Source organism: Pseudomonas sp. 300, from assembly GCF_055803035.1.
On sequence record NZ_JAVLRV010000003.1, the window covers coordinates 348,275 to 371,917 of the forward strand.

Below are 23,643 nucleotides of genomic sequence, written 5' to 3' on the forward strand. Positions count from 1 at the left end.
GTATCGATCACAAAATGGTGGCATAACACCAATCACTGTGGGAGCGAGCCTGCTCGCGATGAGGCCCGAAAACTCGCTAAAGATTCCGGCCTTTGATCCGCTTGCTCAAAAACCCGAAATACTCCCCGCGCAACGCCACGGTCTCATTCGCCAAATGATGCCGCGCCTCAGGCAACATCAACACTTGCGGCCGATCGAACTTGGCTTTCAACACCTCAAGGTTGTGCTGCCAATCCACTGTCATGTCTGCCTGCCCTTGCACGATCAGTGGCCGCCGAGTGCTGTCCGGCGCGGCTTCGATGCGTTTGATCCAGCGCGCCAGCGCGCCGACCCAGGCCGTGGGCAAGCGCAACGGTTGCAGCGGGTCGGCTTGCAGGAACGGCAGGAAATCCGGGTCGTTGGAGTTTTCGCTGAAGCGTCGGGCGATGGCTTTGACGAACGGCCTGAGCAGGTAATAACTGAGCTGTGACCAGCCCCAGGCCCGCGGCCTCACCAGCGGCGACAACAGGATCACCTGACCCTGGGCCGGACTGCTCGTCCCGGCGTTGAGCACATGGTCGATCACGATGGCGCCACCGGTGCTCTGCCCGCACAGGTGCCACGGCTGCGGCAGGTCGAGGGATTTCGCCTCGGCGAACAACCCTTGCAGCGTGTCCTGATACTCCGCGAAATCCTTGATGCTCGCCCGTTCGCCGCTGGACAGACCATGCCCCGGCAAGTCGCAGGCGATCACCGCAAAATCCTGATCCAGCGCCCACTCGATCACATGCCGGTAAAGCCCGGTGTGATCGTAGAAGCCGTGAAACACGAACAACGTCGCCTTTGCCCGCTCCGGCCACCACACCTGGCTGACCACGTCATAAGCATCCACCTCAAAACGTCCAAGGCCTCTGCGTAGCTGACGCGCCGGAAAATCCAGACCGTAGAACCGCTGATACGCCTGCGCCTCCACGGACAGCGGCTGCCACTCGGCCAAAGGCCGCAGGCTGGCACGCAAATGATCAGGGGCGAAAGTGGCAGACATGGGCAATTCCAGAGCACGAAGCGGACTTTGTAAGCCTGCGATATTCATCTGTCGCGGCAAGCATGGCAAGCTGGGCGACCTTCGAGGATCGACACCCATGCGTTCGCCCTACCGCACCCCACTGCTTGCCTGCCTGCTCACCCTCGTGTGCGCCGGTGTTTTGTGGGCCGCTTACGACTGGTTTCAAGGACGCTACCTGCGGGCGTTCAGCGAGCACACGGCGGTGTTTTCCGGCGACCCATTGCACCTGCCCGACAACCTCGCCGGCCCCGGCGCCATTCGCCTGGTGCATTTCTGGGACCCGGCCTGCCCGTGCAACGTCGGCAATCAGCAACACCTGAGCGAACTGGTCGAGCAGTACGGGCCGCAGGGCGTCGAGTTTTATGCGGTACAAAAACCCGGCAGCCACGGCCAGTTGCCGAGCACCCTGAGCAGCCTGAAAACCATCAGTGTCCTCCCAGGCTCGGAACAAATCCCCGCCAGCCCGGCCGTGGCGATCTGGGACCGCAGCGGCAAACTCGCCTACTTCGGCCCTTACAGCGAAGGCCTGACCTGCAATTCGAACAACAGCTTTATCGAGCCTATCCTGCAAGCGTTAAACGCGGGGCGCGCGGTGAATGCCACGCACACATTGGCGGTCGGGTGTTACTGCCCGTGGCCGGTCGATACGACGAAGTAGGGACAAACACGGCAACAAGAATCCCTCCTACGGGTGATGGGCCGATGTGGCGGCTCGTGTTAAACAGTGACGCCAGGGAATTGCTGCCACTCATAACAAGAACAAGGAATCTCCATGAAACGTCTCCTGACTGCGCTTGCTCTGCTGATTGTCGTGCTCGCCGCCGGCGCCGGCTGGTACGTCTACAGCAAGCAGCCGACACGCCAGGGCATGGTTGAACTGCAACACCTGCAAGGCTCCGTCACCGTCCGTTACGACGAGCGCGGCATCCCGCACATCCGCGCCGAAAACGAAACCGACCTGTACCGCGCCCTCGGCTATGTGCACGCCCAGGATCGGCTGTTCCAGATGGAAGTCCTGCGCCGCCTCGCCCGCGGGGAACTGGCCGAAGTACTGGGCCCGAAACTGCTCGACACCGACAAACTGATGCGCAGCCTGCGCATTCGCGAGCGCGCCGAAACCTACCTGGCGAATATGGACAAACAGTCGCCGGCCTTCATTGCCATGCAAGCCTATCTGGACGGCATCAACCAGTATCAGGACAGCCATGCAAAACCTGCGGAATTCGATGTCCTGGGCATTCCAAAGCGCCCGTTCACCGCGCAGGACACCATCAGCATCGCCGGTTACATGGCCTACAGTTTTGCCGCGGCGTTTCGCACTGAACCGTTGCTGACGTACGTGCGCGACCAGTTGGGCGCCGAGTACCTGAACGTCTTCGATCTCGACTGGCAGCCCAAAGGCGTTCTGGCGAACAACCGCAGCAGCACCCCACCGCCCCTCGCCAGTGCCGACTGGAAAGACCTCAATGCCCTCGCCCGCCTGAGCGAACAGGCCCTGGCGGACAACGGTTTGCCGCAATTCGAGGGCAGCAACGCCTGGGTCGTCGCGGGCAATCGGACCAAAAGCGGCAAGCCGCTGCTGGCCGGTGATCCGCATATCCGCTTTTCCGCGCCGGCGGTGTGGTACGAAGCGCAACTTTCGGCGCCGGGCTTCGAGCTCTACGGCCACTATCAGGCGTTGATGCCCTTTGCCTCGCTGGGGATGAACCGCGACTTCGGCTGGAGCATCACCATGTTCCAGAACGACGACCTCGACCTGATCGCCGAGAAGGTCAACCCGGACAACGCCAACCAGGTCTGGTATCGCGGCAAGTGGGTGGACATGGTCACCAGCGAACAGCAGATCGCGGTCAAGGGTCAGCCGCCGGTGAAGTTGCTGCTGCGCCAGTCGCCGCACGGGCCGATCGTCAACGATGCGCTGGGCAACAGCGTCGGCAAAACACCCATCGCCATGTGGTGGGGGTTTCTCGAAAGCCAGAACCCGATCCTTGAAGGCTTCTACCAGCTCAACCGCGCCGACACCCTGGCCAAGGCGCGCAGTGCCGCCGCCAAGGTCCAGGCGCCGGGCCTGAACATCGTCTGGGCCAACGCCAAGGGCGACATCGGCTGGTGGGCGGCGGCGCAACTGCCGAAACGTCCGTCGGGTGTGCGGCCGTGGTTCATCCTCGACGGCAGCAGTGCCGAAGCGGACAAGGACGGCTTCTACCCGTTCAGCGCCAACCCGCAGGAAGAGAACCCGGCGCGGGGCTACATTGTCTCGGCCAACTTCCAGCCCGTGTCGCCGACCGGTATGGAGATTCCCGGTTACTACAACCTCGCGGATCGGGGTCAGCAGCTCAATCGCCAGCTCGGCGACAAGTCCGTGAAGTGGGATCTGGAGGCCAGCCAGAAGCTGCAACTGGGCACTACCACCGCCTACGGCCCGCGTTTGCTCGCGCCGTTGTTACCGGTGCTGCGTGAGGTGGTGAGCGATCCGGCCGAACTGAAACTGGTGGAACAACTGGCCCAGTGGACCGGCGATTACCCGCTGGATTCCACCAGCGCCACGCTGTTCAACCAGTTCCTGTTCAACCTGGCTGACGCGACGATGCACGATGAACTGGGCAACGATTTTTTCGAGACGTTGCTGTCGACTCGGGTGATCGACGCTGCGCTGCCGCGTCTGGCGGCGAACGCTGACTCGCCATGGTGGGACAACCGCAACACCCTCGGCAAGGAAACCCGTGCCGACACGGTCAAGGTGGCGTGGCAAGCGAGCCTCACCCACCTCAAGAGCACGCTGGGTGCGGATTTCACGCAATGGCAGTGGGGAAAGGCGCACACGCTGACCCATGGTCATCCGCTGGGGCAGCAGAAGCCGTTGGACCGGATTTTCAATGTCGGGCCGTTCGCGGCGCCGGGCACGCACGAGGTGCCGAACAACCTCTCGGCCAAGATCGGCCCCGCGCCATGGCCGGTGACTTATGGGCCGTCGACCCGACGCCTGATCGACTTCGCCGACCCGGCGCATAGCCTGACCGTCAACCCGGTGGGCCAGAGTGGTGTGCCGTTTGACCGGCACTTTGAGGATCAGGCGGAAGCGTATATCGAAGGGGTGTACTTCCAGGCGCATCTCAATGATGAGGAAGTGTCGGCGAATACGCGCAGTACGTTGAAGCTATTGCCGGCGCGCAGTGCTCAGTAGATTTGTACTGACTGGACTGACCTCATCGCTAGCTGGCTAGCTCCCACAGTGGTCCTGTGCACGCAGCTCCATTGTGGGAGCTAGCCTGCTAGCGATGAGGCCCGAGAGAACAACACAACTGCATGACTCAAACCATCGCCGCAAAATTCAACCTGAACTGCTGCGGCGTCACCCCCAACCGGCGATTGAACACGCTGCGCATATGCTGGGCATCGCGAAACCCGCACTGATACGCCACCGTCTTCAACGGCGCGACGGTGCTTTCGAGCATCACCCGCGCCGCATCCACCCTCGCCCGCTCGACGAATTCCGCCGGGGTGATTTTCGCCTCTTTGGCAAACACCCGGGAAAAGTTGCGGGCGCTCATGTTCGCAGCGTTAGCCAGGTCGGCGATGGTCAGGTCGCCCGTCAGGTTGGCCAGCACGTAATGCTGAACCATCGCCACCGCCGACGTCGGCTCAGCGTGGGGCGTGAGGAACGGACTGAACTGCGATTGCCCGCCCGAGCGCTGCGTGAACACCACCAGACGCTTGGCCACGCTGAGCGCCACTTCCGGCCCATGATCACGGGCCAACAAGTACAACGACAGATCGATCCCCGCCGTGACCCCGGCCGAGGTGTAGAGCTCGCCATCCTGCACGTACAACCGATCCGCTTCGACCCGCGTCGAAGGGCACAACGCCGCGAGCGCAGCGGCATCGCCCCAATGAGTCGTCACCGTCCGTCCCTCGAGCAATCCTGCTCGGGCGAGCATGAACGCACCGTTGCAGATCGAGCCGAATCGTTGCGCCAACGCGCTGGCATCACGCAGCCAGGCATCGAAGGCAGGGCCGAAATTCATGAACGGCAGCTGCGGACCGCCGGCCACCAGCAACAAGTCGTACACCCCCAGCGCCTCGCTGAAATGCCGATGGGCGTTGAGCGACAAACCGTTGGAACAGGGCATCACTCCACGTTCGACGCCAATCACCTCCAGCCGATAGTGATCTTCCGGTGCCAGGAAACGATTGGCCTCGGAAAACACATCCATGGGGCCGGTGACGTCCAGGGACTGAACGCCGGCGAAGACCACGATGGCAACGGTTTTACTCATGGCAAGAACGCCCTCAATGACACCGAATGCACGCAACCTTTGTAGGAGCCAGCTTGCTGGCTCCTACAGGTGTGCGCAGGACTCCAACCGTAGCCAATCCACGCCCAACAAGCGAGGTTGGCGCGATATGCATGCTCATTGGCAAGGATTGCAGCCATGGATCGATTGTCCGGTTTTGCGGTGGGGAACAGACTTGTTTCATCAGCGCCGCCACGGCGTTCCCCATGAGGACAGCACCATGAGCAGCACCATCGCCGGTATCAAAATCCCTGACAGCGCACTGGCCCGGGCCACCACGGAATACATTCGCGACGTCGAATCCGACCTGCTTTACCACCACTCGCGCCGGGTGTTTCTGTTCGGCGCGTTGAGCGGCGAACGCAAGCAACTGGCCTACAACCCGGAGCTGTTGTACGTCGGCGCGATGTTCCATGACCTGGGTCTGGTGGAAGGTCATCGCACGGATGAAGAGCGCTTCGAAGTCGATAGCGCCAATGCCGCCAAAGCGTTTCTCAAACCTTATGGACTCAGCGACGACGATGTCGAGCAGGTGTGGTTGTCGATTGCCCTGCACACCACTCCGGGCGTGCCGCAACACCTGCGCCCTAACGTCGCGCTGGTCACCGCCGGGGTTGAAATGGACGTGCTGGGTATCGACTACGCCGCGTTCCCCACCGTGCAGCGTGAGGCGGTGGTGCATGCGCATCCACGGGGTGAAGGGTTCAAGGAATGCATTTTGTGTGCGTTCGCCAACGGCTTCAAACACAAGCCGGACACCACGTTCGGTACGGTGAATGCGGATGTGCTGGTGGACAGTGAGCCAGGGTTCAAGCCGATGAACTTCGTCGAGATCATCCGCAAGTCGCCTTGGGTTTCCTGAACATCAAAAAACCTGTGGGAGCGAGCTTGCTCGCGATGAGGCCATCACGATCAACATCAATGTTGAATGACAGTCCGCTATCGCGAGCAAGCTCGCTCCCACATGGGATCTGGAGTGGCCACTTATTCGTGGCCAACCCTCAAGCCGCTTCCGGCGCCTGCTGTGCGCGACGCACGTCCGGTTGCTTCCACGAATCCGCAGCGCTTTCTTCGATGGCCTGCTGAATCGCACGCTTGCGGCTTTCTTCGGCGCGACGGCTGAAGAACCAGACCAGGAAGGTCATCAGCGACACCGCCAGCAGAATCAGACTGGCCACAGCGTTGATCTCGGGCTTCACGCCCAGACGCACCGCCGAGAACACTTCCATCGGCAAGGTCGTCGACCCCGGACCCGACACGAAGCTGGCCAACACCAGGTCATCCAGCGACAGGGCGAACGACATCATGCCGCCCGCGCCCAGCGACGGGGCGATCATCGGGATGGTGATCAGGAAGAACACCTTCCACGGCCGCGCGCCAAGGTCCATGGCCGCTTCTTCGATGGACAGGTCCAGCTCACGCAAGCGCGCCGACACCACCACCGCCACATACGCCGCACAGAACGTGGTATGGGCGATCCAGATGGTGACGATGCCGCGTTCCTGTGGCCAACCGATCATCTGCGCCATGGCCACGAACAGCAGCAACAGCGACAGACCGGTGATCACTTCGGGCATGACCAGCGGCGCGGTGACCAGGCCGCCGAACAGCGTGCGGCCCTTGAAGTGGGTGATACGGGTCAGGACGAACGCCGCCAATGTCCCCAGCGCCACCGCCGCAATCGCGGTGTAGCAGGCGATTTCCAGCGAACGCACCACCGAACCCATCAGTTGGGTGTTGTCCATCAGGCCGACGTACCACTTAATCGACCAGCCGCCCCACACCGTCACCAGTTTCGAGGCGTTGAACGAGTAGATCACCAGGATCAGCATCGGCGCGTAGATAAACAGCAAGCCCGCGATCAGCATGAAACTCGAGAAACGGAAGCGCTTCATTCTTTACCCTCCATTTCCTTGGCCTGACTGCGGTTGAACAGGATGATCGGCACAATCAGGATCGCCAGCATCACCACCGCCAGGGCAGACGCCACCGGCCAGTCGCGGTTGTTGAAGAATTCTTGCCAGAGCACTTTACCGATCATCAGGGTTTCCGGACCGCCGAGCAGTTCCGGGATCACGAACTCGCCCACCACCGGAATGAACACCAGCATGCAACCGGCGACGATACCGTTCTTGGACAGCGGAATGGTGATCTTCCAGAAGCTGTTGAACGTGCTTGAACCGAGGTCGGACGCCGCTTCCAGCAGACTGCTGTCGTGCTTCACCAGGTTGGCGTAGAGCGGCAGGATCATGAACGGCAGGTACGAATAAACCACGCCGATATACACGGCCAGGTTGGTGTTGAGGATCTGCAGCGGCTCGTCGATCCAGCCCATGGTCATCAGGAAACCATTGAGCAGACCGTTGTTGCTGAGGATGCCCATCCACGCATAAACGCGGATCAGGATCGCGGTCCAGGTCGGCATCATGATCAGCAGCACCAGCACCGTTTGCATCTCTTTACGGGCACTGGCAATGGCGTAGGCCATCGGATAACCGATCAGCAGGCAGAGGGTGGTACTGATCAGCGCCATCTTCAACGAACCGAGGTAGGCAGCGATGTACAACTCGTCGCCGGCCAGCATCGCGTAGTTGCCGAGGTTGAGTAGCACCTGCAGCTTCTGGTCAACGAAGTTGTAGATCTCGGTGTACGGCGGAATGGCCACGTCGGCTTCGGCGAAGCTGATCTTCAGGACGATGAAGAACGGCAGCATGAAGAACAGGAACAGCCAGATGAACGGAACCCCGATGACCAGCTGACGGCCACCGGGAATTATTCGATTGAGGCGGCGTTTGAATTTGCGCATGTTCATGAGCGAAGTACCACGCCGCTGTCGTCTTCCCAATACACGTAAACCTGGTCACCCCAGGTCGGGCGCTGGCCACGGCGCTCGGCGTTGGCGACAAACGACTGGACGATTTTGCCGCTCGGCAGCTCGACGTAGAACACCGAGTGACCGCCGAGGTAGGCGATGTCATGCACCTTGCCGCTGGACCAGTTGTATTCGCAGGTCGGCATGGTCGGGGTCACCAGCAGTTTTTCCGGACGGATCGCGTAGGTCACCGACTTGTCCTGCACCGAGGTGCTGATGCCGTGCCCCACGTAAATCTGCCGGTCCAGGTCCTTGCAGGTGATGATGGCGTGACCTTCGGCGTCATCGATCACTTCACCGTCGAAGATGTTGACGTTGCCGATGAACTCGCAGACCAGACGGCTGGTCGGGGTTTCGTAGATGTCGATCGGGCTGCCGATCTGGGCGATCCAGCCCAGGTGCATGATCGCGATGCGCTCGGCCATGGTCATGGCCTCTTCCTGGTCGTGGGTCACCATGACGCAGGTTACGCCGACGCGCTCGATGATCTCGACCAGCTCCAGCTGCATCTGCGAACGCAGCTTCTTGTCCAGCGCACCCATCGGTTCGTCGAGCAGCAACAGCTTCGGCCGCTTGGCCAGCGAACGCGCCAGGGCAACACGCTGACGCTGGCCACCGGACAACTGATGCGGCTTGCGCTTGGCGTATTGCGTCATCTGCACCAGCTTGAGCATGTCCGCGACACGGGCATCGACTTCAGCGGCGGGGATTTTGTCCTGCTTGAGACCGAAGGCGATGTTCTGCGCCACCGTCATGTGCGGGAACAAGGCATAGGACTGGAACATCATGTTGATCGGCCGCTCGTACGGCGGCATGTCGGTGATGTCTACGCCATCGAGGAAAATGCGCCCCTCCGTGGGCCGTTCGAAGCCTGCGAGCATGCGCAGCAACGTGGATTTGCCCGATCCCGAACCGCCGAGCAGGGCGAAAATCTCGCCTTTCTTGATTTCCAGGGACACATCGTCCACGGCAATCGTCTCGTCGAACTTCTTCGTGACCCGGTCGATTTTGACCAGCACCTGTTTAGGTGACTGGTCGCCCTCGAGGGCTTTCTTATAGGCGCCGGAGGCAACTGCCATTTACGAAACTCCCAGAAAAAAAGAGTGCAGTTCGCTCAAGGTGAGCCAACCTTGGATAGTTTGAGCCTTGAAGCTATTTACCCGACTTGACCTTGGTCCAGCTGCGGGTCATCAAACGTTGAATGTTTGGTGGTAACTCGACCGACACATACGTCTTGTCGAGGACGGCTTGCGGTGGATAAACCGACTCGTCGGTGCGGATGGACTGCTCCATCAGCTTGTCCGAGCCTGGGTTGGGGTTCGCATAGCCAACAGAATCGCTGACCTGTGCGATCACCTCGGGTTTCAACAAATAGTTGATGAACGCATGGGCCTCTTTGACGTTGCTCGAATCCTTCGGAATCGCGAGCATGTCGAACCACAGCGCACCGCCCTCTTTGGGAATGGTGTAGGCGATGTTCACGCCTTTCTTCGCTTCAGCCGCACGGTTGCGGGCCTGGAACATGTCGCCGGAGAAACCGATGGCGATACAGATGTCGCCGTTGGCCAGGTCCGCGATGTATTTGGAGGAGTGGAAGTAGGTCACGTAAGGCCGAACTGCCAGCAACTTGGCTTCGGCCTTTTTGTAATCTTCGGGGTTGGTGCTGTTGGCGTTCAGGCCCATGTAGTTGAGGACCGTCGGCATCATTTCATCGGCGGAGTCGAGGAACGCCACGCCGCAACTTTGCAGCTTCTTGATGTTCTCCGGCTCGAATACCGCCGCCCAGGAATCGATCTTGTCGACACCCAGCACAGCCTTGATCTTGTCGACGTTGTAACCGATGCCGTTGGTGCCCCACAGGTACGGCACGGCGTACAGGTTGCCCGGATCGTTTTGCTCCAGACGCTTGAGCAGCACCGGGTCGAGGTTCGAGTAGTTCGGCAACTTCGACTTGTCGAGTTTCTGGAAAGCGCCGGCCTTGATCTGCTTGCCGAGGAAGTGGTTGGACGGCACGACCACATCGTAGCCGGTACGCCCGGCCAACAACTTGCCTTCCAGGGTTTCGTTGGAATCGAACACGTCATAGACCGGTTTGATGCCGGTCTCTTTCTGGAAGTCGGCCAGGGTGGTCTCGCCGATGTAATCCGACCAGTTATAAATATGCACCGTGCCGGCGGCCTGGACACTGACAGCCAGTGTCAGTCCGGCACCGACCAGCAATGCATTGCGTAGCAAAGAAAAAATAGGCAAGTGGAGGTCCTCTAAAATTAGTTGGGCCCAAGTTGCCCCGCGTTACATGACAGTCGTAGCTGCCCAGCAACAAAACCGGCGCGCAACTTACCCTCGAAAAACCGTTCCAGCAAAACTTTCTGTCATTTAATTACACCTGCTGCCATCACCGCGCAGGCGACGACAACAGGTTGTTACCTCAAACCGGCTTATTTACCCGACTTGATCTTGGTCCAGCTGCGAGTCAGGATCCGCTGGGTCGCGGCCGGCAAGTCGGCGATCGCGTACAGCTTGGCCAACACGTCCGCTGGCGGGTAGATGCCTGGATCATCGGTGATTTCTTTTTCGACCAATGGGGTGGCGGCCGCGTTACCGTTCGGGAAGCGCACGGCGTTGGTGATTTCAGCCATGATTTCCGGCTTCTGCAGGAAGGTCATGAACTTGTAGGCGCCCTCGACGTTTTCGGCATCTTTAGGGATGGCGACCATGTCGTAGAAGCTGCCCGCACCTTCTTTCGGAATGTTGTAGCTGACTTTCACTTTGTCACCGGCTTCAGCCGCACGGGACTTGGCCTGGTAGATGTCACCCGAGTAACCCACGGCTACGCAGATGTTGCCGTTGGCCAGGTCAGAGATGTACTTGGACGAGTGGAAGTAGCCCACCGAAGGACGAATCTTCAGGAACAGCGCTTCGGCTTCGGCCAGTTGTTTTTTGTCCTGGCTGTCGGTTGGATAGCCCAGGTAGTGCAACGCCACCGGAATCATCTCGGTTGGCGAATCGAGGAAACTGATACCGCACGATTTCAACTTCGCGGCGTTTTCAGGTTTGAACAGCAGGTCCCAGGAATTGGTCGGTGCATCGGCACCCAGTGCAGCCTTGACCTTCTCGGCATTGAAGCCGATACCGATCGAACCCCACATGTACGGGAAGGCGTGTTCGTTGCCCGGGTCGCTCACCGATACCGCTTTGAGCAGGTCAGTGTTCAGGTTCTTCCAGTTAGGCAGCTTGGACTTGTCCAGCTTCTGGTAAACGCCAGCCTTGATCTGCTTGGCCAGGAAGTTGTTCGACGGCACGACGATGTCGTAGCCGGACTTGCCTGCCAGCAACTTGGCTTCCAGGGTTTCGTTACTGTCGAAAACGTCGTACACGACTTTGATGCCGGACTCGGTTTCGAACTTCTTGATGGTGTCCGGAGCGATATAGTCGGACCAGTTATAGACGTGCAACACCTTGTCGTCCGCCTGAACCGCACTCGCCATTATGCCCATCAGGGACATGGCGAGGAGTGTCTTGCCAGCAAGCTTTTTTCCTAATGCCTTCATGCGTAATGCTCCAAATTTTTCTTTTTAGAACCACTATGTTCAGCGGCCGAACCCGGACAACGGGAACCGCGGCTAGTCTGGCAAGATCCGAGGCGGTCTTTCAAGGAAAGGCCACCCTTTAGAACTGCTCTGAGCGAAAGTTTCATGTCTCCCGCTCAGAGCCTAGCACTTAGCCCTGCAACGCACTCAGGGTCAGGTCCAGGCACTTGCGTGCCTTGGTCACCAGCTCATCGATTTCAGCCTTGGTGATCACCAGTGGCGGAGCAATGATCATGGTGTCCCCCACAGCGCGCATGATCAGGCCGTTGTCGAAGCAGAACGTGCGGCAGATCATGCCGACGCCCTTGCCTTCATAACGCTTGCGCGTGGCCTTGTCCTGAACCAGCTCGATGGCCCCCAGCAGACCGACCCCACGCACTTCCCCCACCAACGGGTGATCGTTCAGTTCCCGTAGACGCTTTTGCAAATAGGGTGCCGTTTCGGCATGAACGTGCTCGATAATTTTTTCTTCGCGCAGGATGCGGATGTTTTCCAGCGCTACCGCAGCCGCTACCGGGTGACCGGAGTAGGTGAAGCCGTGGTTGAAATCGCCCCCTTCGTTGAGCACTGCCACCACTTCGTCACGCACGATCAGGCCACCCATCGGGATGTAGCCGGACGTCAGGCCTTTGGCGATGGTCATCATGTCGGGTTTGAGGTCGTAGAAATCGCTACCGAACCACTCACCGGTGCGGCCGAAACCACAGATCACTTCGTCCGCCACGAACAGGATGTCGTACTTGGCGAGGATTTCCTTGATGCGCGGCCAGTAGGTGTCTGGCGGAATGATCACGCCGCCGGCACCCTGGATCGGTTCGGCAATAAAGGCACCGACGTTGTCCACGCCGATTTCCAGAATCTTCTCTTCCAGCTGATTGGCCGCCCACACACCGAACTCTTCCGGTGTCATGTCGCCGCCTTCACCGAACCAGTACGGCTGGGCGATGTGAACGATACCCGGGATCGGCAAGTCGCCCTGTTCGTGCATGTAGGTCATGCCACCCAGGCTCGCGCCGGCCACGGTGGAACCGTGATAACCGTTCTTGCGGCTGATGATGACTTTCTTTTTCGGCTGGCCCTTGATCGCCCAATAGTGGCGGACCATACGCAGCATGGTGTCGTTGCCTTCGGAACCGGAACCGGTGAAGAACACGTGGTTCATGCCTTCTGGCGCGATGTCGGCAATGGCCTTGGCCAGCTCGAGCACCGGCGGGTGAGCGGTCTGGAAGAACAGGTTGTAGTAAGGCAGCTCGCGCATTTGCTTGCTGGCGGCATCGGCCAGTTCATCGCGACCGTAGCCGATCGCTACGCACCACAGGCCGGCCATGCCGTCGAGGATCTTGTTGCCTTCGCTGTCCCAGAGGTAAACGCCCTTGGCGTTGGTGATGATCCGCGGGCCTTTCTCTTTCAGTTGCTTGAAGTCGCTGAACGGGGCCAGGTGGTGATCGTTGCTCAGGGTTTGCCATTCACGGGTTTGCGGGTTGTTGCTGGTCATGCGAATTCTCCTTGGAATCGGTTAGAGCGCCGCCAAAAGCAGCGGCACCCGGCGCATCAGACGGCGAAGAGCAGGAATTCCCGCTCCCAGGAGCTAATGACGCGCTTGAAGTTTTCATGCTCGGCCCGCTTGACCGCGACGTAGCCAGTGATGAATTTCTTGCCCAGGTATTTCTCGATGGTCGCGCTGTTTTCCATGCGTTCCAGCGCGTCTTCGATGGTCAGTGGCAGGCGCAGGTTGCGGCGTTCATAGCCACGCCCCACTACCGGCGCACTTGGGTTCAAGCCTTCGACCATGCCGATGTAACCGCAGAGCAGGCTCGCGGCAATCGCCAGGTACGGGTTGGCATCGGCCCCCGGCAGGCGGTTTTCCACCCGACGGTTTTGCGGCCCGGCATCCGGAACCCGCAGGCCCACGGTGCGGTTCTCTTCGCCCCACTCCACGTTCACCGGCGCCGACGTATCCGGCAGGAAGCGGCGGAACGAGTTGACGTTCGGGGCGAACAGCGGCAACAGCTCGGGGATCAGTTTCTGCAGGCCGCCGATGTGGTGCAGGAACAACTGACTCATGGTCCCGTCTTCATTGGAGAAGACGTTCTTGCCGGTCTCGATGTCGATGATGCTTTGGTGCAAGTGCATCGCGCTGCCAGGCTCGCCGGTCATGGGCTTGGCCATGAAGGTGGCCGCCACGTCGTGCTTGAGCGCGGCCTCACGCATGGTGCGCTTGAAAATCAGGATCTGGTCGGCCAGGGACAGGGCATCGCCGTGACGGAAGTTGATTTCCATCTGCGCCGTGCCGTCTTCGTGGATCAGCGTATCGAGGTCCAGCTCCTGCAGTTCGCACCAGTCGTAGACGTCTTCGAACAGCGGATCGAACTCGTTCGCCGCTTCAATGGAGAACGACTGCCGACCGATTTCCGGGCGACCGGAACGGCCAATCGGCGGTTGCAACGGGTAGTCCGGGTCGTCGCTGCGCTTGGTCAGGTAAAACTCCATTTCTGGCGCCACGATCGGCTGCCAGCCCTTGTCGGCATAGAGTTTCAACACTTTCTTGAGCACGTTGCGCGGCGACAGCTCGATCGGGTTGCCTTGCTTGTCGTAGGTGTCGTGGATCACCTGAGCGGTCGGCTCGATGGACCACGGCACCAGGTAAACCGCGTTCTGGTCGGGGCGGCAGATCATGTCGATGTCCGCCGGGTCGAGCAGTTCGTAATAGATGTCGTCTTCGACATAGTCGCCGGTCACGGTCTGCAACAGAACGCTCTCGGGCAGGCGCATGCCTTTTTCAGCAATGAACTTGTTGGTCGGCGAAATCTTGCCCCGGGTGATCCCGGTCAAGTCGGCGATCATGCATTCGACTTCTGTGATCTTGTGGTCTTTCAACCAATCGGTGAGCTGGTCGAGGTTGTTACTCATAAATGCCTCTTAGGCTGAGTTTCCTGACTCTTATAAGTCAGGCGTTGTTTGACGCACGGGCGTCGCTTGGTACAGATTGCCACTGCAATTGCCGCGCACAAATACCTGCCTCGACGATGGCAAGGGTGAACGGGCGCGTTGCAGGGCGTGCAGAATCATGAGCAGCGGCCAACACGTTGGTCGGGCCAGCTCTGTAAAACGGTTCTATATTGGAAGGACAACCCGTAAAGAGAATGTCGCAAGGACCGTCCAGAATATCGGACGGAGCCAGCCAGTCTGCCGGGGAAGGAAGAGTCGACGGCACGCCTTTGGCAACACGGGCCCTGGCGTGGACGTAACGATCGCCACTGATGTGATGAGCATGCAGACCGATCTGCCTGGGGCAGATGGCGACGCCGATTAACGGCAGGCGAGACATGAAGCACCCCGGTATTATTGCTGTTATGGGTTTGAATCGAGCTTAGCCTTGTTCATTTTTTTACACAACACCCCCGTAAAAAATACAACACGGCCCGCTCAAGCCCGCGGCAGGTAAAGTGCTCAAAGGCATAAAAACGCCCCAAAGCGCCTCAAAAAAGCCTCAAGGGCGCTTTTTTAGGGCAAAAAAGGCCTCGCTTGACTTCGGCATGCCGTTCGGGTTGACTGAAACCCGAAGAGATCAATGATTGATATTTTTAACAACAAAGGTGTTGCATCATGTCGGTACCCCCGCGTGCCGTTCAGCTTAACGAAGCGAACGCGTTCCTTAAGGAACATCCTGAGGTTCTGTACGTTGACCTTCTGATTGCGGATATGAATGGTGTGGTGCGCGGCAAGCGCATTGAACGCACCAGCCTCCACAAGGTTTACGAGAAAGGCATCAACCTGCCGGCCTCTCTATTTGCTCTGGATATCAATGGCTCGACGGTGGAAAGCACCGGCCTGGGCCTGGACATCGGCGATGCTGACCGAATCTGCTATCCAATCCCTGACACCCTGTGCAATGAGCCCTGGCAGAAGCGTCCTACCGCGCAACTGTTGATGACCATGCACGAACTCGAAGGGCAGCCGTTCTTTGCCGACCCGCGAGAAGTGCTGGCCAATGTGGTTCGCAAGTTCGACGAGATGGGCCTGACCATCTGCGCCGCGTTCGAACTGGAGTTCTACCTGATCGACCAGGAGAACGTGAACGGTCGTCCGCAACCGCCACGCTCGCCGGTGTCCGGCAAACGCCCGCACTCGACTCAGGTGTACCTGATCGACGACCTCGACGAATACGTCGACTGCCTCCAGGACATTCTGGAAGGTGCGAAAGAGCAAGGCATCCCGGCCGACGCCATCGTCAAGGAAAGTGCCCCGGCGCAGTTCGAAGTGAACCTGCACCACGTGGCCGACCCGATCAAGGCTTGCGACTACGCCGTACTGCTCAAGCGTCTGATCAAAAACATCGCCTACGACCATGAGATGGACACCACCTTCATGGCCAAGCCTTACCCGGGCCAGGCGGGCAACGGTCTGCACGTACACATTTCGATTCTTGATAAAGACGGCAAAAACATTTTTGCCAGCGAGGATCCCGAGCAGAACGCCGCACTGCGTCACGCGATCGGCGGTGTGCTCGAGACCCTGCCGGCGCAGATGGCTTTCCTCTGCCCGAACGTCAACTCCTACCGTCGTTTCGGCGCACAGTTCTACGTGCCGAACTCGCCGTGCTGGGGCCTGGACAACCGTACCGTAGCGATCCGCGTTCCAACCGGTGCCGCCGATGCCGTGCGTATCGAACACCGTGTGGCTGGCGCCGACGCCAACCCGTACCTGCTGATGGCTTCGGTCCTGGCAGGCGTGCACCACGGTCTGACCAACAAGATCGAACCCGGCGCCCCCGTGGAAGGCAACTCCTACGAGCAGAACGAGCAAAGCCTGCCGAACAACCTGCGCGATGCATTGCGCGAGCTGGACGACAGCGAAGTCATGGCCAAGTACATCGATCCGAAATACATCGATATCTTCGTGGCCTGCAAGGAAAGTGAGCTGGAGGAGTTTGAACACTCCATCTCCGACCTTGAGTACAACTGGTATCTGCATACCGTGTAAGCGGTTGCAGTAAAAAAGAACGCCGCCGGCTGATAAAGCCTGCGGCGTTTTTTTGTACTCAAATTTGTTGCGACCATTCCCCTCGACAAACAGGAATGCCCCTACGGAAACGTCGGACGCAACCTGCATAGCGGATCATTGCGCGCTCACACACTCAAGAACGCCGGGACTTGGCCGGTATTCCTTCCAGAGTGTTGAAAAACAATCATGAAAAAACAGCTATTGGCTTCAGCCATCACCCTGATCATCGCTGGCGTGTGCAACAGCGCTTGGGCAACCACCGGAAAAGCCGCTGACTGGAGCTACACCACGCCGACCGGCCCGGAAAACTGGGGCGAATTGAGCAGCGAATATAAACGCTGTACCTCCGGCCTGGCGCAATCGCCTATCGATATTCGTGATGCGATCGAGACTGAACTTGCCCCCTTGGTCTTCACCTATCAACCGGGCACCGCCACCGTTCTGAACAACGGGCATACCCTCCAGGTGTCGTCATCGGGAACTGGCAGCATCACCGTCCCCTCTGGCGACTACGCGTTCGTACAAATGCACTTCCATACGCCCAGCGAAGAAAAAATCATGGGGCGCACCTTCCCGTTAAACGCGCACCTGGTTCACCGCAACACGGCAGGCGAACTCGCGGTGGTTGCATTGCTGTTTGAAGAGGGCACACACAACCCGACGCTGGAGCCGATCCTGACAGCCATGCCCACTCAAACGGGCGGCTTGGCGACCCTGGATTCGCTGAACATTGCCGATCTTTTGCCCACAAGTCGTCACCACTATTCCTACGCGGGATCGCTGACGACTCCACCGTGTTCTGAAGGCGTGCGCTGGCATGTATTTTCCACAGTGGCGCAGCTATCCACAGCACAGCTGCAGGCTTTCCAGGCGCTTTACCCGATGAACGCACGCCCGGTTCAACCCTTGAACGGTCGTCGTGTACAAGTCGGCGGCTAAACCACTCCGACAGGAAACCCAGGCATCAGGCAGCGTACAGACAAGGTGCAATGCGCCTCGTACAATGCCCGCTGCCTTTGCAGGAGACTCCAATGACGCGCCCCGCCACCATTCGCAAACCCCGCGCCCGAAGCCAGGCCCGGATCGATTCGATACTCGATGCCGCCCGCACGCTGCTGGCCGCCGAGGGCGTGGCCAGTCTGTCGATCTACAGCGTTGCCGAACGCGCGGAAATCCCGCCCTCCTCGGTCTACCATTTTTTCGCCAGTGTCCCGGCCCTGCTCGAAGCGCTGACCGCCGACGTTCACGCTGCTTTCCGCGCCTGCCTGCAAGCGCCCATCGACCACGCCGCGCTCAACGGCTGGCGCGACCTGTCGCGGCTGGTGGAACAACGCATGCTCGACATCTACGACGAAGACGCCGCCGCCCGCCAGTTGATCCTCGCGCAGCACGGGTTGACTGAAGTCACCCAAGCCGACCGTCAGCACGACATCGAACTGGGCGATTTGATGCACAAGCTGTTCGATCATCATTTCGAACTGCCGAAGCTGCCTACAGACGTTGATGTGTTTGCCCTGGCGATGGAGCTGGGTGATCGGGTGTATGCGCGCTCGGTGCAACAGCATGGGCAGATCACGCCGCGCATGGCCGAGGAAGGGATGCGGGTATTCGACGCTTATCTGGGGCTGTATTTGCCGCCGTACCTGCCGAAGCGGGACATTCCAGCCTGAGTTCTGCGCCGACTTCACTGCCCCATCGCGAGCAGGCTCGCTCCCACATTTGATCGTCAGTGAACAGTGCATTTTGTGTACGGCACAATTCCCTGTGGGAGCGAGCCTGCTCGCGATGGCCGCACCGCCGAACTCCACTGAATCACGCGCATAAAAAACCCCGAAGGGCTAAAACCCTCCGGGGTTGTGTGCACTGCACGCGATCACAACTTGGCGATCGACACCTCGGTGGATTTCACAAACGCGATCACTTCGCTGCCGACCACCAGTTCCAGCTCTTTCACCGAGCGAGTCGTGATCACTGAAGTGACGATACCGGAAGCGGTCTGCACGTCGATTTCCGACAGCACGTCACCCAGGACGATTTCCTTGATCGAGCCTTTGAACTGGTTACGAACGTTGATGGCCTTGATAGTCATGATGTTGATTCCTGTCGTTGGATGAGGCTTGAGTTATTGAGCCCAGCGCAATTGCGTAGGCAAGGGTGAAACAGGTTCCGGTTCCGGCGGCTGGCCGGGCAGCGCGAGGACGCGATTGAGGACTTCGGTTTCCAGCGCCGCCAGCCGATGCGAACCCCGAACCCGAGGTCGCGGCAGTTCCACGTGCAGGTCGAGGCCGACTTCGCCCTCTTCGATCAGGATCACCCGATCGGCAATCGCCACCGCTTCACTGACGTCGTGGGTTACCAGCAACACGGTGAAACCGTGCTTCTGCCAAAGCCGTTCAATCAGTTGCTGCATTTCGATGCGAGTCAGGGCATCCAGGGCGCCCAGCGGCTCGTCCAGTAACAGCAAACGCGGTTGGTGGATCAGCGCGCGGGCCAGGGCCACACGTTGCTTCTGTCCACCGGATAGCGCCGCCGGCCATTCATTGGCGCGATCCGCCAGGCCGACCGACTCCAACGCTTCCAGCGCGTGTGGCCGCCAGTTGCCTGAGAGCCCGAGGCCGACGTTGTCGATGACCTTTTTCCACGGCAGCAGACGCGCTTCCTGGAACATCAGCCGGGTGTCTTCCCGTGCATCGCTCAGCGGCGCGGAGCCGGCGAGCAACTCACCGCCCGTGGGTTTGTCGAGACCGGCGAGCAAGCGCAGCAAGGTACTTTTGCCGCAACCACTGCGCCCTACAACGGCGACGAACTGGCCGGCCGGAATGTGCAGGTCAATCTCGCGCAGCACCTGCCGCGAACCGAAGGTTTTTTGCAGCGTGCGCACCACCAGCGGAATGCCGCGCAGCAGGCGTGGAGGTTGTTGAGCCGTCATGCGGCACCTCCTTTGACGACCTGATACGCCGGATGCCAGCGCAGCCACACACGTTCAAGTCCACGGGCCGCGAGATCGGCCAGTTTGCCGAGCACCGCGTACATCAGGATCGCCAGCACCACCACATCGGTCTGCAAAAACTCCCGTGCATTCATTGCCAGGTAGCCGATGCCCGCACTCGCGGAAATGGTTTCGGCGACGATCAAGGTCAGCCACATGAAGCCCAGCGCAAAACGCACGCCGACCAGAATCGAAGGCAATGCACCCGGCAGGATCACCTGACGGAACAGGCTGAAACCGGACAAGCCGTAGCTGCGCGCCATCTCCACCAGCGCCGGATCGACGTTGCGAATGCCGTGATAGGTGTTGAGGTAAATCGGAAACAAGGTGCCCAACGCCACCAGAAAAATCTTCGCCGACTCATCGATGCCGAACCACAGGATCACCAGCGGAATCAGCGCCAGATGCGGCACGTTGCGGATCATCTGCACCGAACTGTCGAGCAGGCGCTCACCCCATTTCGACAGGCCAGTGATGAAGCCCAGCGCCAGACCGATGCCGCCGCCAATGGTGAAGCCCAGCGCTGCTCGCCAGCCGCTGATTGCCAGGTGCGTCCAGATTTCACCGCTGCGCACCAGGCTCACGCCGGCTTCGATCACCGCGATGGGTGCGGGCAGAATCCGTGTCGACAACCAGCCTGCCGACACCGACAACTGCCACACCGCCAACAGCAAAATCGGCAACGCCCAGGGCGCAACGTTATGAATGGCTCTCTTCATGGCGCGCCTCAGCTCTGGGACGCAGCTTTGGGAAGAATGTCGTTGGCGACCATCTCGCCGAACGGGCTGACGTAACCGGCGCTTTTCGGCAGTTCCGGACGCTCGATGTCCAGGTGCGGGAACAGTCGATCCGCCGCTTGCGCGACTTGTTGCAGGTAACCGTGGTCAACGGCGCGAGCGCCTTCGGCGGTGCCAAGGTAATGGCCGTCGCCGTGGGTAGGCAGGAACCAGAAGATATTGAGGCTCATGGAGTGGTCTCCTTGGGGAATCGAATTACTGCGCTTTGGCAACGGCTGCCGGCGGCGTCCAGATCACGTCTTTGATGCTCAGCGGCTTCGGAATCAGCTTGAGCTGGTAGAAGCTGTCGGCGATTTTCTGTTGTGCGGCGACCACTTCCGGGGTCAGGAACAACGCCCCGTAGCCCTGGCGTTTCACCGAGGTCAGGGTGATGTCCGCCGGCAGGCCGAGCAGCGGCGAGACCTGTTTGGTCACGTCTTCAGGATTGGCCTTGGACCACTCGCCGACGGCGCGCACTTCTTCCACGAGGGTCTTGATCACCTCCGGATTTTTCTGTGCGTATGGCTTGGTCGCCAGGTAGAACTGATGGTTGTCGACGATGCCCTGGCCATCGCGCAGGGTGTGCGCTTGCAGCTGCAGTTCGGCGGCGGCCTGATACGGGTCCCAGATGACCCAGGCATCGACACTGCCACGCTCGAACGCGGCGCGGGCATCGGCCGGCGGCAGGAACACGGTCTGGATGTCGGTGTATTTGAGGCCGGCGTCTTCCAGCGCGCGGACCAGCAGGTAGTGAACGTTGGAGCCTTTGTTGAGCACGACTTTCTTGCCCTTGAGGTCCTTCACCGATTTGATCGGCGAGTCCTTCGGCACCAGGATCGCTTCGCTGTGCGGCGCCGGCGGTTCGTAGGCGACGTAGAGCAGATCGGCACCGGCGGCCTGGGCGAATACCGGCGGGGTTTCGCCGGTGACGCCGAAGTCGATGGAGCCCACGTTCAGGCCTTCAAGCAGCTGTGGGCCGCCAGGGAATTCAGTCCATTGCACGTCCACGCCTTGGGCGGCGAGGCGTTTTTCCAGGGTGCCTTTGGCTTTGAGCAGCACCAGCGTGCCGTACTTTTGATAGCCGATCCGTAGAGTTTCAGCGTGTGCTTGAGTAATGGCGCCGAAGGTTACAGCCGCAGCAAACAGAGCGACCAGACCACGACGCAAAATGACAGTGCGCATAGCGCTCTCCTTTTTGCAGTTGGGTTTTGGCTGCACCTGCTTGGCCGTTGGCGGCTGAGTAAGGTGAGTACATCAAGTTCAGTTGAGGCTTGAGTGCAGGCTTAAATGCTCCAGCGAGCACTCAACAGACGATCATTCAGCAGGTTCGGATCGATCGGCTTCGGCCGTCGGGCCATGGCGCTGAAGAACAGCTCCAGCGATTCATTCAGTCTTTGTTCCAGCTCCGGCGCCAATTGCGCCTGGGCGCCGCCTTCGCCGTAAGCGATCTGGCTGTCGACGGCGAAAATCCCGTGGAGCATTTCCTGGGCCTTCAATGCCGACAGCACTGGCTTGAGTGCGTAATCCACCGCCAGCATGTGAGCGATGCTGCCACCGGTTGCCATCGGCAACACCACTTTGTGGGCCAGGGCGCGTTCGGGCAGCAGGTCCAGCACGGTTTTCAGAGCACCGGAGAACGACGCTTTGTAAACCGGGGTAGCGATCAGCAAGCCATCGGCGTTTTCAATCTGTTGCAGCAGGTCGATTACCTTGGGGCTGTCGAACCGGGCGTGCAGCAAGTCTTCGGCCGGGAAGTCCCGTACCTGGTAACTCACCACTTCCACCCCTTGTTCTTGCAACCAGCGTTTGGAGCGCTCCAGCAGCACCCCGGAACGGGAGCGTTGGCTGGGACTGCCACCGAGTGAGACGACCAACATTCAGATGATTCCTTGAACGGTGTAGGCGATTCGCAGTGCGCGATGTCGCTTCAATGGAAGTGACCTTAACAGGTGATTTATATATCCATAAATCATATTTATTCATTTGGTTATTCGTTTAAGCGATATACAAAAACCGTTCTTCCGGGCAAAAAAACAGGCCTTGAAACGGCCTGAAATTCCCCTGCTTTGTGGATGCTGCTGAATCTGAATATTGGGTTGCCTGATAGGCCGCTATCGCGGGCAAGCCCGCTCCCACAGGGTTAGGGCTTGCCATAAATCTTCGGTCCTCCTTGATCCACTGTGGGCTTGCCCGCGATGGCGGCATCAGCCGCAGCGCATTCGCTGAGGGCTTACTTGTTCGGTTGTGGCGTCAGGCGCAGGTACGGCTTCACCGCACGATAACCTTTGGGAAAGCGCTTCTTGATTTCCTCTGGGTCCTGAAGTGACGGCACGATCACCACTTCTTCACCGTCCTTCCAGTTGGCCGGGGTGGCCACTTTGTAGTTGTCGGTGAGTTGCAGCGAGTCGATTACCCGCAGGATTTCATGGAAGTTGCGGCCGGTGCTTGCCGGATAAGTGATGGTCAGCCGAACCTTTTTGTTCGGATCGATCACGAACAGCGAACGCACGGTCAAAGTGTCGTTGGCGTTCGGGTGAATCAGGTCGTACAGGTCCGATACCTTGCGATCAGCGTCGGCCAGGATCGGGAAGTTGACGATCGTGTTCTGGGTTTCGTTGATGTCCTCGATCCACTTGTGGTGCGAGTCCACCGGGTCCACGGACAGCGCGATGGCCTTGACCCCGCGCTGGGCGAATTCATCCTTGAGCTTGGCGGTGAAGCCGAGTTCGGTAGTGCACACCGGGGTGAAGTCCGCCGGGTGGGAAAACAGCACGCCCCAGCTATCACCCAGCCATTCATGGAAACGGATAGTGCCGACGCTGGAATCCTGTTCGAAGTCGGGTGCGATGTCGCCGAGTCTAATGCTCATGGTGGGCTCCTGATGAGTATGTGTAGAACTCAACTGTAGCTTGTGTTTTGGATTTATTAAAAAGAATAAATATCAACCCTCTTAGATCACAAATGAATATTAAAAATCTGTTCACTGGACCTTCAAAGGCATCGCGACGACTATCGCTTCCAAGGTTCGAGAAGGCCTTGAGTCGCTGCAAAAGAGGGAAGTTTCAGGGTGGG

General features: G+C 59.5%; 21 protein-coding genes and 2 pseudogenes. 6 read left to right on the forward strand and 17 right to left on the reverse strand.

Annotation, left to right across the window (positions count from 1 at the left end; all coding sequences use genetic code 11):
* Positions 1-76 precede the first annotated feature (76 nt).
* On the reverse strand, positions 77-1,024 hold the full coding sequence (bipL, locus tag Q7W83_RS26975) for a phospholipase BipL (protein WP_458376934.1): 948 nt from the start codon (positions 1,022-1,024) through the stop codon (positions 77-79).
* A 97-nt stretch (positions 1,025-1,121) separates the two neighbouring features.
* Between bipL and Q7W83_RS26980 the strand changes: the two genes are divergently transcribed.
* Entirely contained in the window at positions 1,122-1,703 is a 582-nt protein-coding gene (locus Q7W83_RS26980; RefSeq protein ID WP_150638047.1) for a DUF6436 domain-containing protein, read from the forward strand.
* 114 nt (positions 1,704-1,817) lie between these two features.
* Positions 1,818-4,229: a penicillin acylase family protein gene (locus tag Q7W83_RS26985; protein WP_150632133.1), complete on the forward strand. Its 2,412-nt coding sequence runs from the start codon at positions 1,818-1,820 to the stop codon at positions 4,227-4,229.
* A 127-nt stretch (positions 4,230-4,356) separates the two neighbouring features.
* Here Q7W83_RS26985 and Q7W83_RS26990 read toward each other — a convergent pair whose 3' ends face one another.
* Positions 4,357-5,322 carry a GlxA family transcriptional regulator gene (locus Q7W83_RS26990; RefSeq protein ID WP_150632132.1) on the reverse strand — a complete coding sequence of 322 codons (966 nt, stop codon included), beginning with the start codon at positions 5,320-5,322 and terminating at the stop codon, positions 4,357-4,359.
* A gap of 238 nt (positions 5,323-5,560) precedes the next feature.
* On the opposite strand from Q7W83_RS26990, the gene Q7W83_RS26995 reads away from it, so the two are divergent.
* On the forward strand, positions 5,561-6,202 hold the full coding sequence (locus Q7W83_RS26995; RefSeq protein ID WP_150638048.1) for an HD domain-containing protein: 642 nt from the start codon (positions 5,561-5,563) through the stop codon (positions 6,200-6,202).
* Positions 6,203-6,341: 139 nt separating this feature from the next.
* Here the strand turns inward: Q7W83_RS26995 and Q7W83_RS27000 are convergent, their stop codons facing one another.
* The 8 genes and pseudogenes from Q7W83_RS27000 to Q7W83_RS27035 all read right to left on the reverse strand — a co-directional run.
* On the reverse strand, positions 6,342-7,235 hold the full coding sequence (locus Q7W83_RS27000) for an ABC transporter permease subunit (RefSeq protein WP_150632129.1): 894 nt from the start codon (positions 7,233-7,235) through the stop codon (positions 6,342-6,344).
* On the reverse strand, positions 7,232-8,113 hold the full coding sequence (locus Q7W83_RS27005; RefSeq protein ID WP_191623697.1) for an ABC transporter permease subunit: 882 nt from the start codon (positions 8,111-8,113) through the stop codon (positions 7,232-7,234). Before Q7W83_RS27005 ends, Q7W83_RS27000 begins: the two co-directional genes overlap by 4 nt.
* Positions 8,114-8,148: 35 nt before the next feature.
* A complete protein-coding gene (locus tag Q7W83_RS27010; RefSeq protein ID WP_111448387.1) occupies positions 8,149-9,291 on the reverse strand; it encodes an ABC transporter ATP-binding protein in 1,143 nt (380 codons plus the stop codon).
* Positions 9,292-9,364: 73 nt separating this feature from the next.
* Positions 9,365-10,462 (reverse strand): polyamine ABC transporter substrate-binding protein, encoded by a 1,098-nt coding sequence (locus Q7W83_RS27015; RefSeq protein ID WP_150632127.1) that lies wholly within the window; start codon positions 10,460-10,462, stop codon positions 9,365-9,367.
* A 188-nt stretch (positions 10,463-10,650) separates the two neighbouring features.
* On the reverse strand, positions 10,651-11,763 hold the full coding sequence (locus tag Q7W83_RS27020) for a polyamine ABC transporter substrate-binding protein (protein ID WP_150632126.1): 1,113 nt from the start codon (positions 11,761-11,763) through the stop codon (positions 10,651-10,653).
* A gap of 169 nt (positions 11,764-11,932) precedes the next feature.
* A complete protein-coding gene (locus Q7W83_RS27025) occupies positions 11,933-13,297 on the reverse strand; it encodes an aspartate aminotransferase family protein (RefSeq protein WP_150632125.1) in 1,365 nt (454 codons plus the stop codon).
* A gap of 56 nt (positions 13,298-13,353) precedes the next feature.
* Positions 13,354-14,712, reverse strand: coding sequence for a glutamine synthetase family protein (locus Q7W83_RS27030; protein WP_017341357.1), 1,359 nt, complete (start codon positions 14,710-14,712; stop codon positions 13,354-13,356).
* Positions 14,713-14,812: 100 nt separating this feature from the next.
* Positions 14,813-15,130 (reverse strand): annotated as a pseudogene (locus Q7W83_RS27035) (gamma-glutamyl-gamma-aminobutyrate hydrolase family protein); the annotation flags it as partial.
* A 278-nt stretch (positions 15,131-15,408) separates the two neighbouring features.
* On the opposite strand from Q7W83_RS27035, the gene Q7W83_RS27040 reads away from it, so the two are divergent.
* The 3 genes from Q7W83_RS27040 (at position 15,409) to Q7W83_RS27050 (ending at position 18,476) form a co-directional block, all read left to right on the forward strand.
* Positions 15,409-16,785, forward strand: coding sequence for a glutamine synthetase family protein (locus tag Q7W83_RS27040; RefSeq protein WP_090178366.1), 1,377 nt, complete (start codon positions 15,409-15,411; stop codon positions 16,783-16,785).
* 207 nt (positions 16,786-16,992) lie between these two features.
* Positions 16,993-17,745 (forward strand): carbonic anhydrase, encoded by a 753-nt coding sequence (locus tag Q7W83_RS27045; RefSeq protein WP_473658066.1) that lies wholly within the window; start codon positions 16,993-16,995, stop codon positions 17,743-17,745.
* A 92-nt stretch (positions 17,746-17,837) separates the two neighbouring features.
* Entirely contained in the window at positions 17,838-18,476 is a 639-nt protein-coding gene (locus tag Q7W83_RS27050; RefSeq protein ID WP_150632122.1) for a TetR/AcrR family transcriptional regulator, read from the forward strand.
* A gap of 203 nt (positions 18,477-18,679) precedes the next feature.
* On the opposite strand, the gene Q7W83_RS27055 is transcribed toward Q7W83_RS27050, so the two are convergent.
* From Q7W83_RS27055 to Q7W83_RS27085, 7 genes and pseudogenes are all read right to left on the reverse strand, one after another.
* Entirely contained in the window at positions 18,680-18,895 is a 216-nt protein-coding gene (locus Q7W83_RS27055; protein ID WP_003229256.1) for a TOBE domain-containing protein, read from the reverse strand.
* Positions 18,896-18,928: 33 nt separating this feature from the next.
* Positions 18,929-19,735 (reverse strand): aliphatic sulfonates ABC transporter ATP-binding protein, encoded by an 807-nt coding sequence (ssuB, locus tag Q7W83_RS27060; RefSeq protein WP_458376931.1) that lies wholly within the window; start codon positions 19,733-19,735, stop codon positions 18,929-18,931.
* Positions 19,732-20,514, reverse strand: coding sequence for an aliphatic sulfonate ABC transporter permease SsuC (ssuC, locus tag Q7W83_RS27065; RefSeq protein WP_150632120.1), 783 nt, complete (start codon positions 20,512-20,514; stop codon positions 19,732-19,734). The genes ssuB and ssuC overlap by 4 nt, the downstream gene beginning before the upstream one ends.
* A 122-nt stretch (positions 20,515-20,636) precedes the next feature.
* Positions 20,637-20,762, reverse strand: a pseudogene (locus tag Q7W83_RS27070) (alkanesulfonate monooxygenase); the annotation flags it as partial.
* 25 nt (positions 20,763-20,787) lie between these two features.
* The gene (locus Q7W83_RS27075; protein WP_150632119.1) at positions 20,788-21,753 is read right to left on the reverse strand and encodes a sulfonate ABC transporter substrate-binding protein; all 966 of its coding nucleotides are present in this window, start codon (positions 21,751-21,753) and stop codon (positions 20,788-20,790) included.
* A gap of 101 nt (positions 21,754-21,854) precedes the next feature.
* Positions 21,855-22,448, reverse strand: a complete 594-nt coding sequence (gene ssuE / locus Q7W83_RS27080; protein WP_473658070.1) for an NADPH-dependent FMN reductase — start codon at positions 22,446-22,448, stop codon at positions 21,855-21,857.
* 353 nt (positions 22,449-22,801) lie between these two features.
* Complete coding sequence (locus Q7W83_RS27085; protein ID WP_150632117.1) at positions 22,802-23,440, reverse strand: peroxiredoxin; 639 nt, start codon at positions 23,438-23,440, stop codon at positions 22,802-22,804.
* Between the last annotated feature and the right edge of the window lie 203 nt (positions 23,441-23,643).

Excerpts from the sequence above, each read along its gene's own strand:
- Q7W83_RS26995 (WP_150638048.1), top strand. The coding sequence starts at position 5,561 with ATGAGCAGCACCATCGCCGGTATCAAAATCCCTGACAGCGCACTGGCC.
- Q7W83_RS27030 (WP_017341357.1), bottom strand. The coding sequence starts at position 14,712 with ATGAGTAACAACCTCGACCAGCTCACCGATTGGTTGAAAGACCACAAG.
- Q7W83_RS27040 (WP_090178366.1), top strand. The coding sequence starts at position 15,409 with ATGTCGGTACCCCCGCGTGCCGTTCAGCTTAACGAAGCGAACGCGTTC.
- ssuB (WP_458376931.1), bottom strand. The coding sequence starts at position 19,735 with ATGACGGCTCAACAACCTCCACGCCTGCTGCGCGGCATTCCGCTGGTG.
- Q7W83_RS27075 (WP_150632119.1), bottom strand. The coding sequence starts at position 21,753 with ATGCGCACTGTCATTTTGCGTCGTGGTCTGGTCGCTCTGTTTGCTGCG.
- Q7W83_RS27050 (WP_150632122.1), top strand. The coding sequence starts at position 17,838 with ATGACGCGCCCCGCCACCATTCGCAAACCCCGCGCCCGAAGCCAGGCC.
- Q7W83_RS27055 (WP_003229256.1), bottom strand. The coding sequence starts at position 18,895 with ATGACTATCAAGGCCATCAACGTTCGTAACCAGTTCAAAGGCTCGATC.
- Q7W83_RS27025 (WP_150632125.1), bottom strand. The coding sequence starts at position 13,297 with ATGACCAGCAACAACCCGCAAACCCGTGAATGGCAAACCCTGAGCAAC.
- Q7W83_RS27010 (WP_111448387.1), bottom strand. The coding sequence starts at position 9,291 with ATGGCAGTTGCCTCCGGCGCCTATAAGAAAGCCCTCGAGGGCGACCAG.
- Q7W83_RS27000 (WP_150632129.1), bottom strand. The coding sequence starts at position 7,235 with ATGAAGCGCTTCCGTTTCTCGAGTTTCATGCTGATCGCGGGCTTGCTG.
- ssuC (WP_150632120.1), bottom strand. The coding sequence starts at position 20,514 with ATGAAGAGAGCCATTCATAACGTTGCGCCCTGGGCGTTGCCGATTTTG.
- Q7W83_RS26990 (WP_150632132.1), bottom strand. The coding sequence starts at position 5,322 with ATGAGTAAAACCGTTGCCATCGTGGTCTTCGCCGGCGTTCAGTCCCTG.
- Q7W83_RS26980 (WP_150638047.1), top strand. The coding sequence starts at position 1,122 with ATGCGTTCGCCCTACCGCACCCCACTGCTTGCCTGCCTGCTCACCCTC.
- Q7W83_RS26985 (WP_150632133.1), top strand. The coding sequence starts at position 1,818 with ATGAAACGTCTCCTGACTGCGCTTGCTCTGCTGATTGTCGTGCTCGCC.
- Q7W83_RS27085 (WP_150632117.1), bottom strand. The coding sequence starts at position 23,440 with ATGAGCATTAGACTCGGCGACATCGCACCCGACTTCGAACAGGATTCC.
- ssuE (WP_473658070.1), bottom strand. The coding sequence starts at position 22,448 with ATGTTGGTCGTCTCACTCGGTGGCAGTCCCAGCCAACGCTCCCGTTCC.
- Q7W83_RS27020 (WP_150632126.1), bottom strand. The coding sequence starts at position 11,763 with ATGAAGGCATTAGGAAAAAAGCTTGCTGGCAAGACACTCCTCGCCATG.
- Q7W83_RS27045 (WP_473658066.1), top strand. The coding sequence starts at position 16,993 with ATGAAAAAACAGCTATTGGCTTCAGCCATCACCCTGATCATCGCTGGC.
- bipL (WP_458376934.1), bottom strand. The coding sequence starts at position 1,024 with ATGTCTGCCACTTTCGCCCCTGATCATTTGCGTGCCAGCCTGCGGCCT.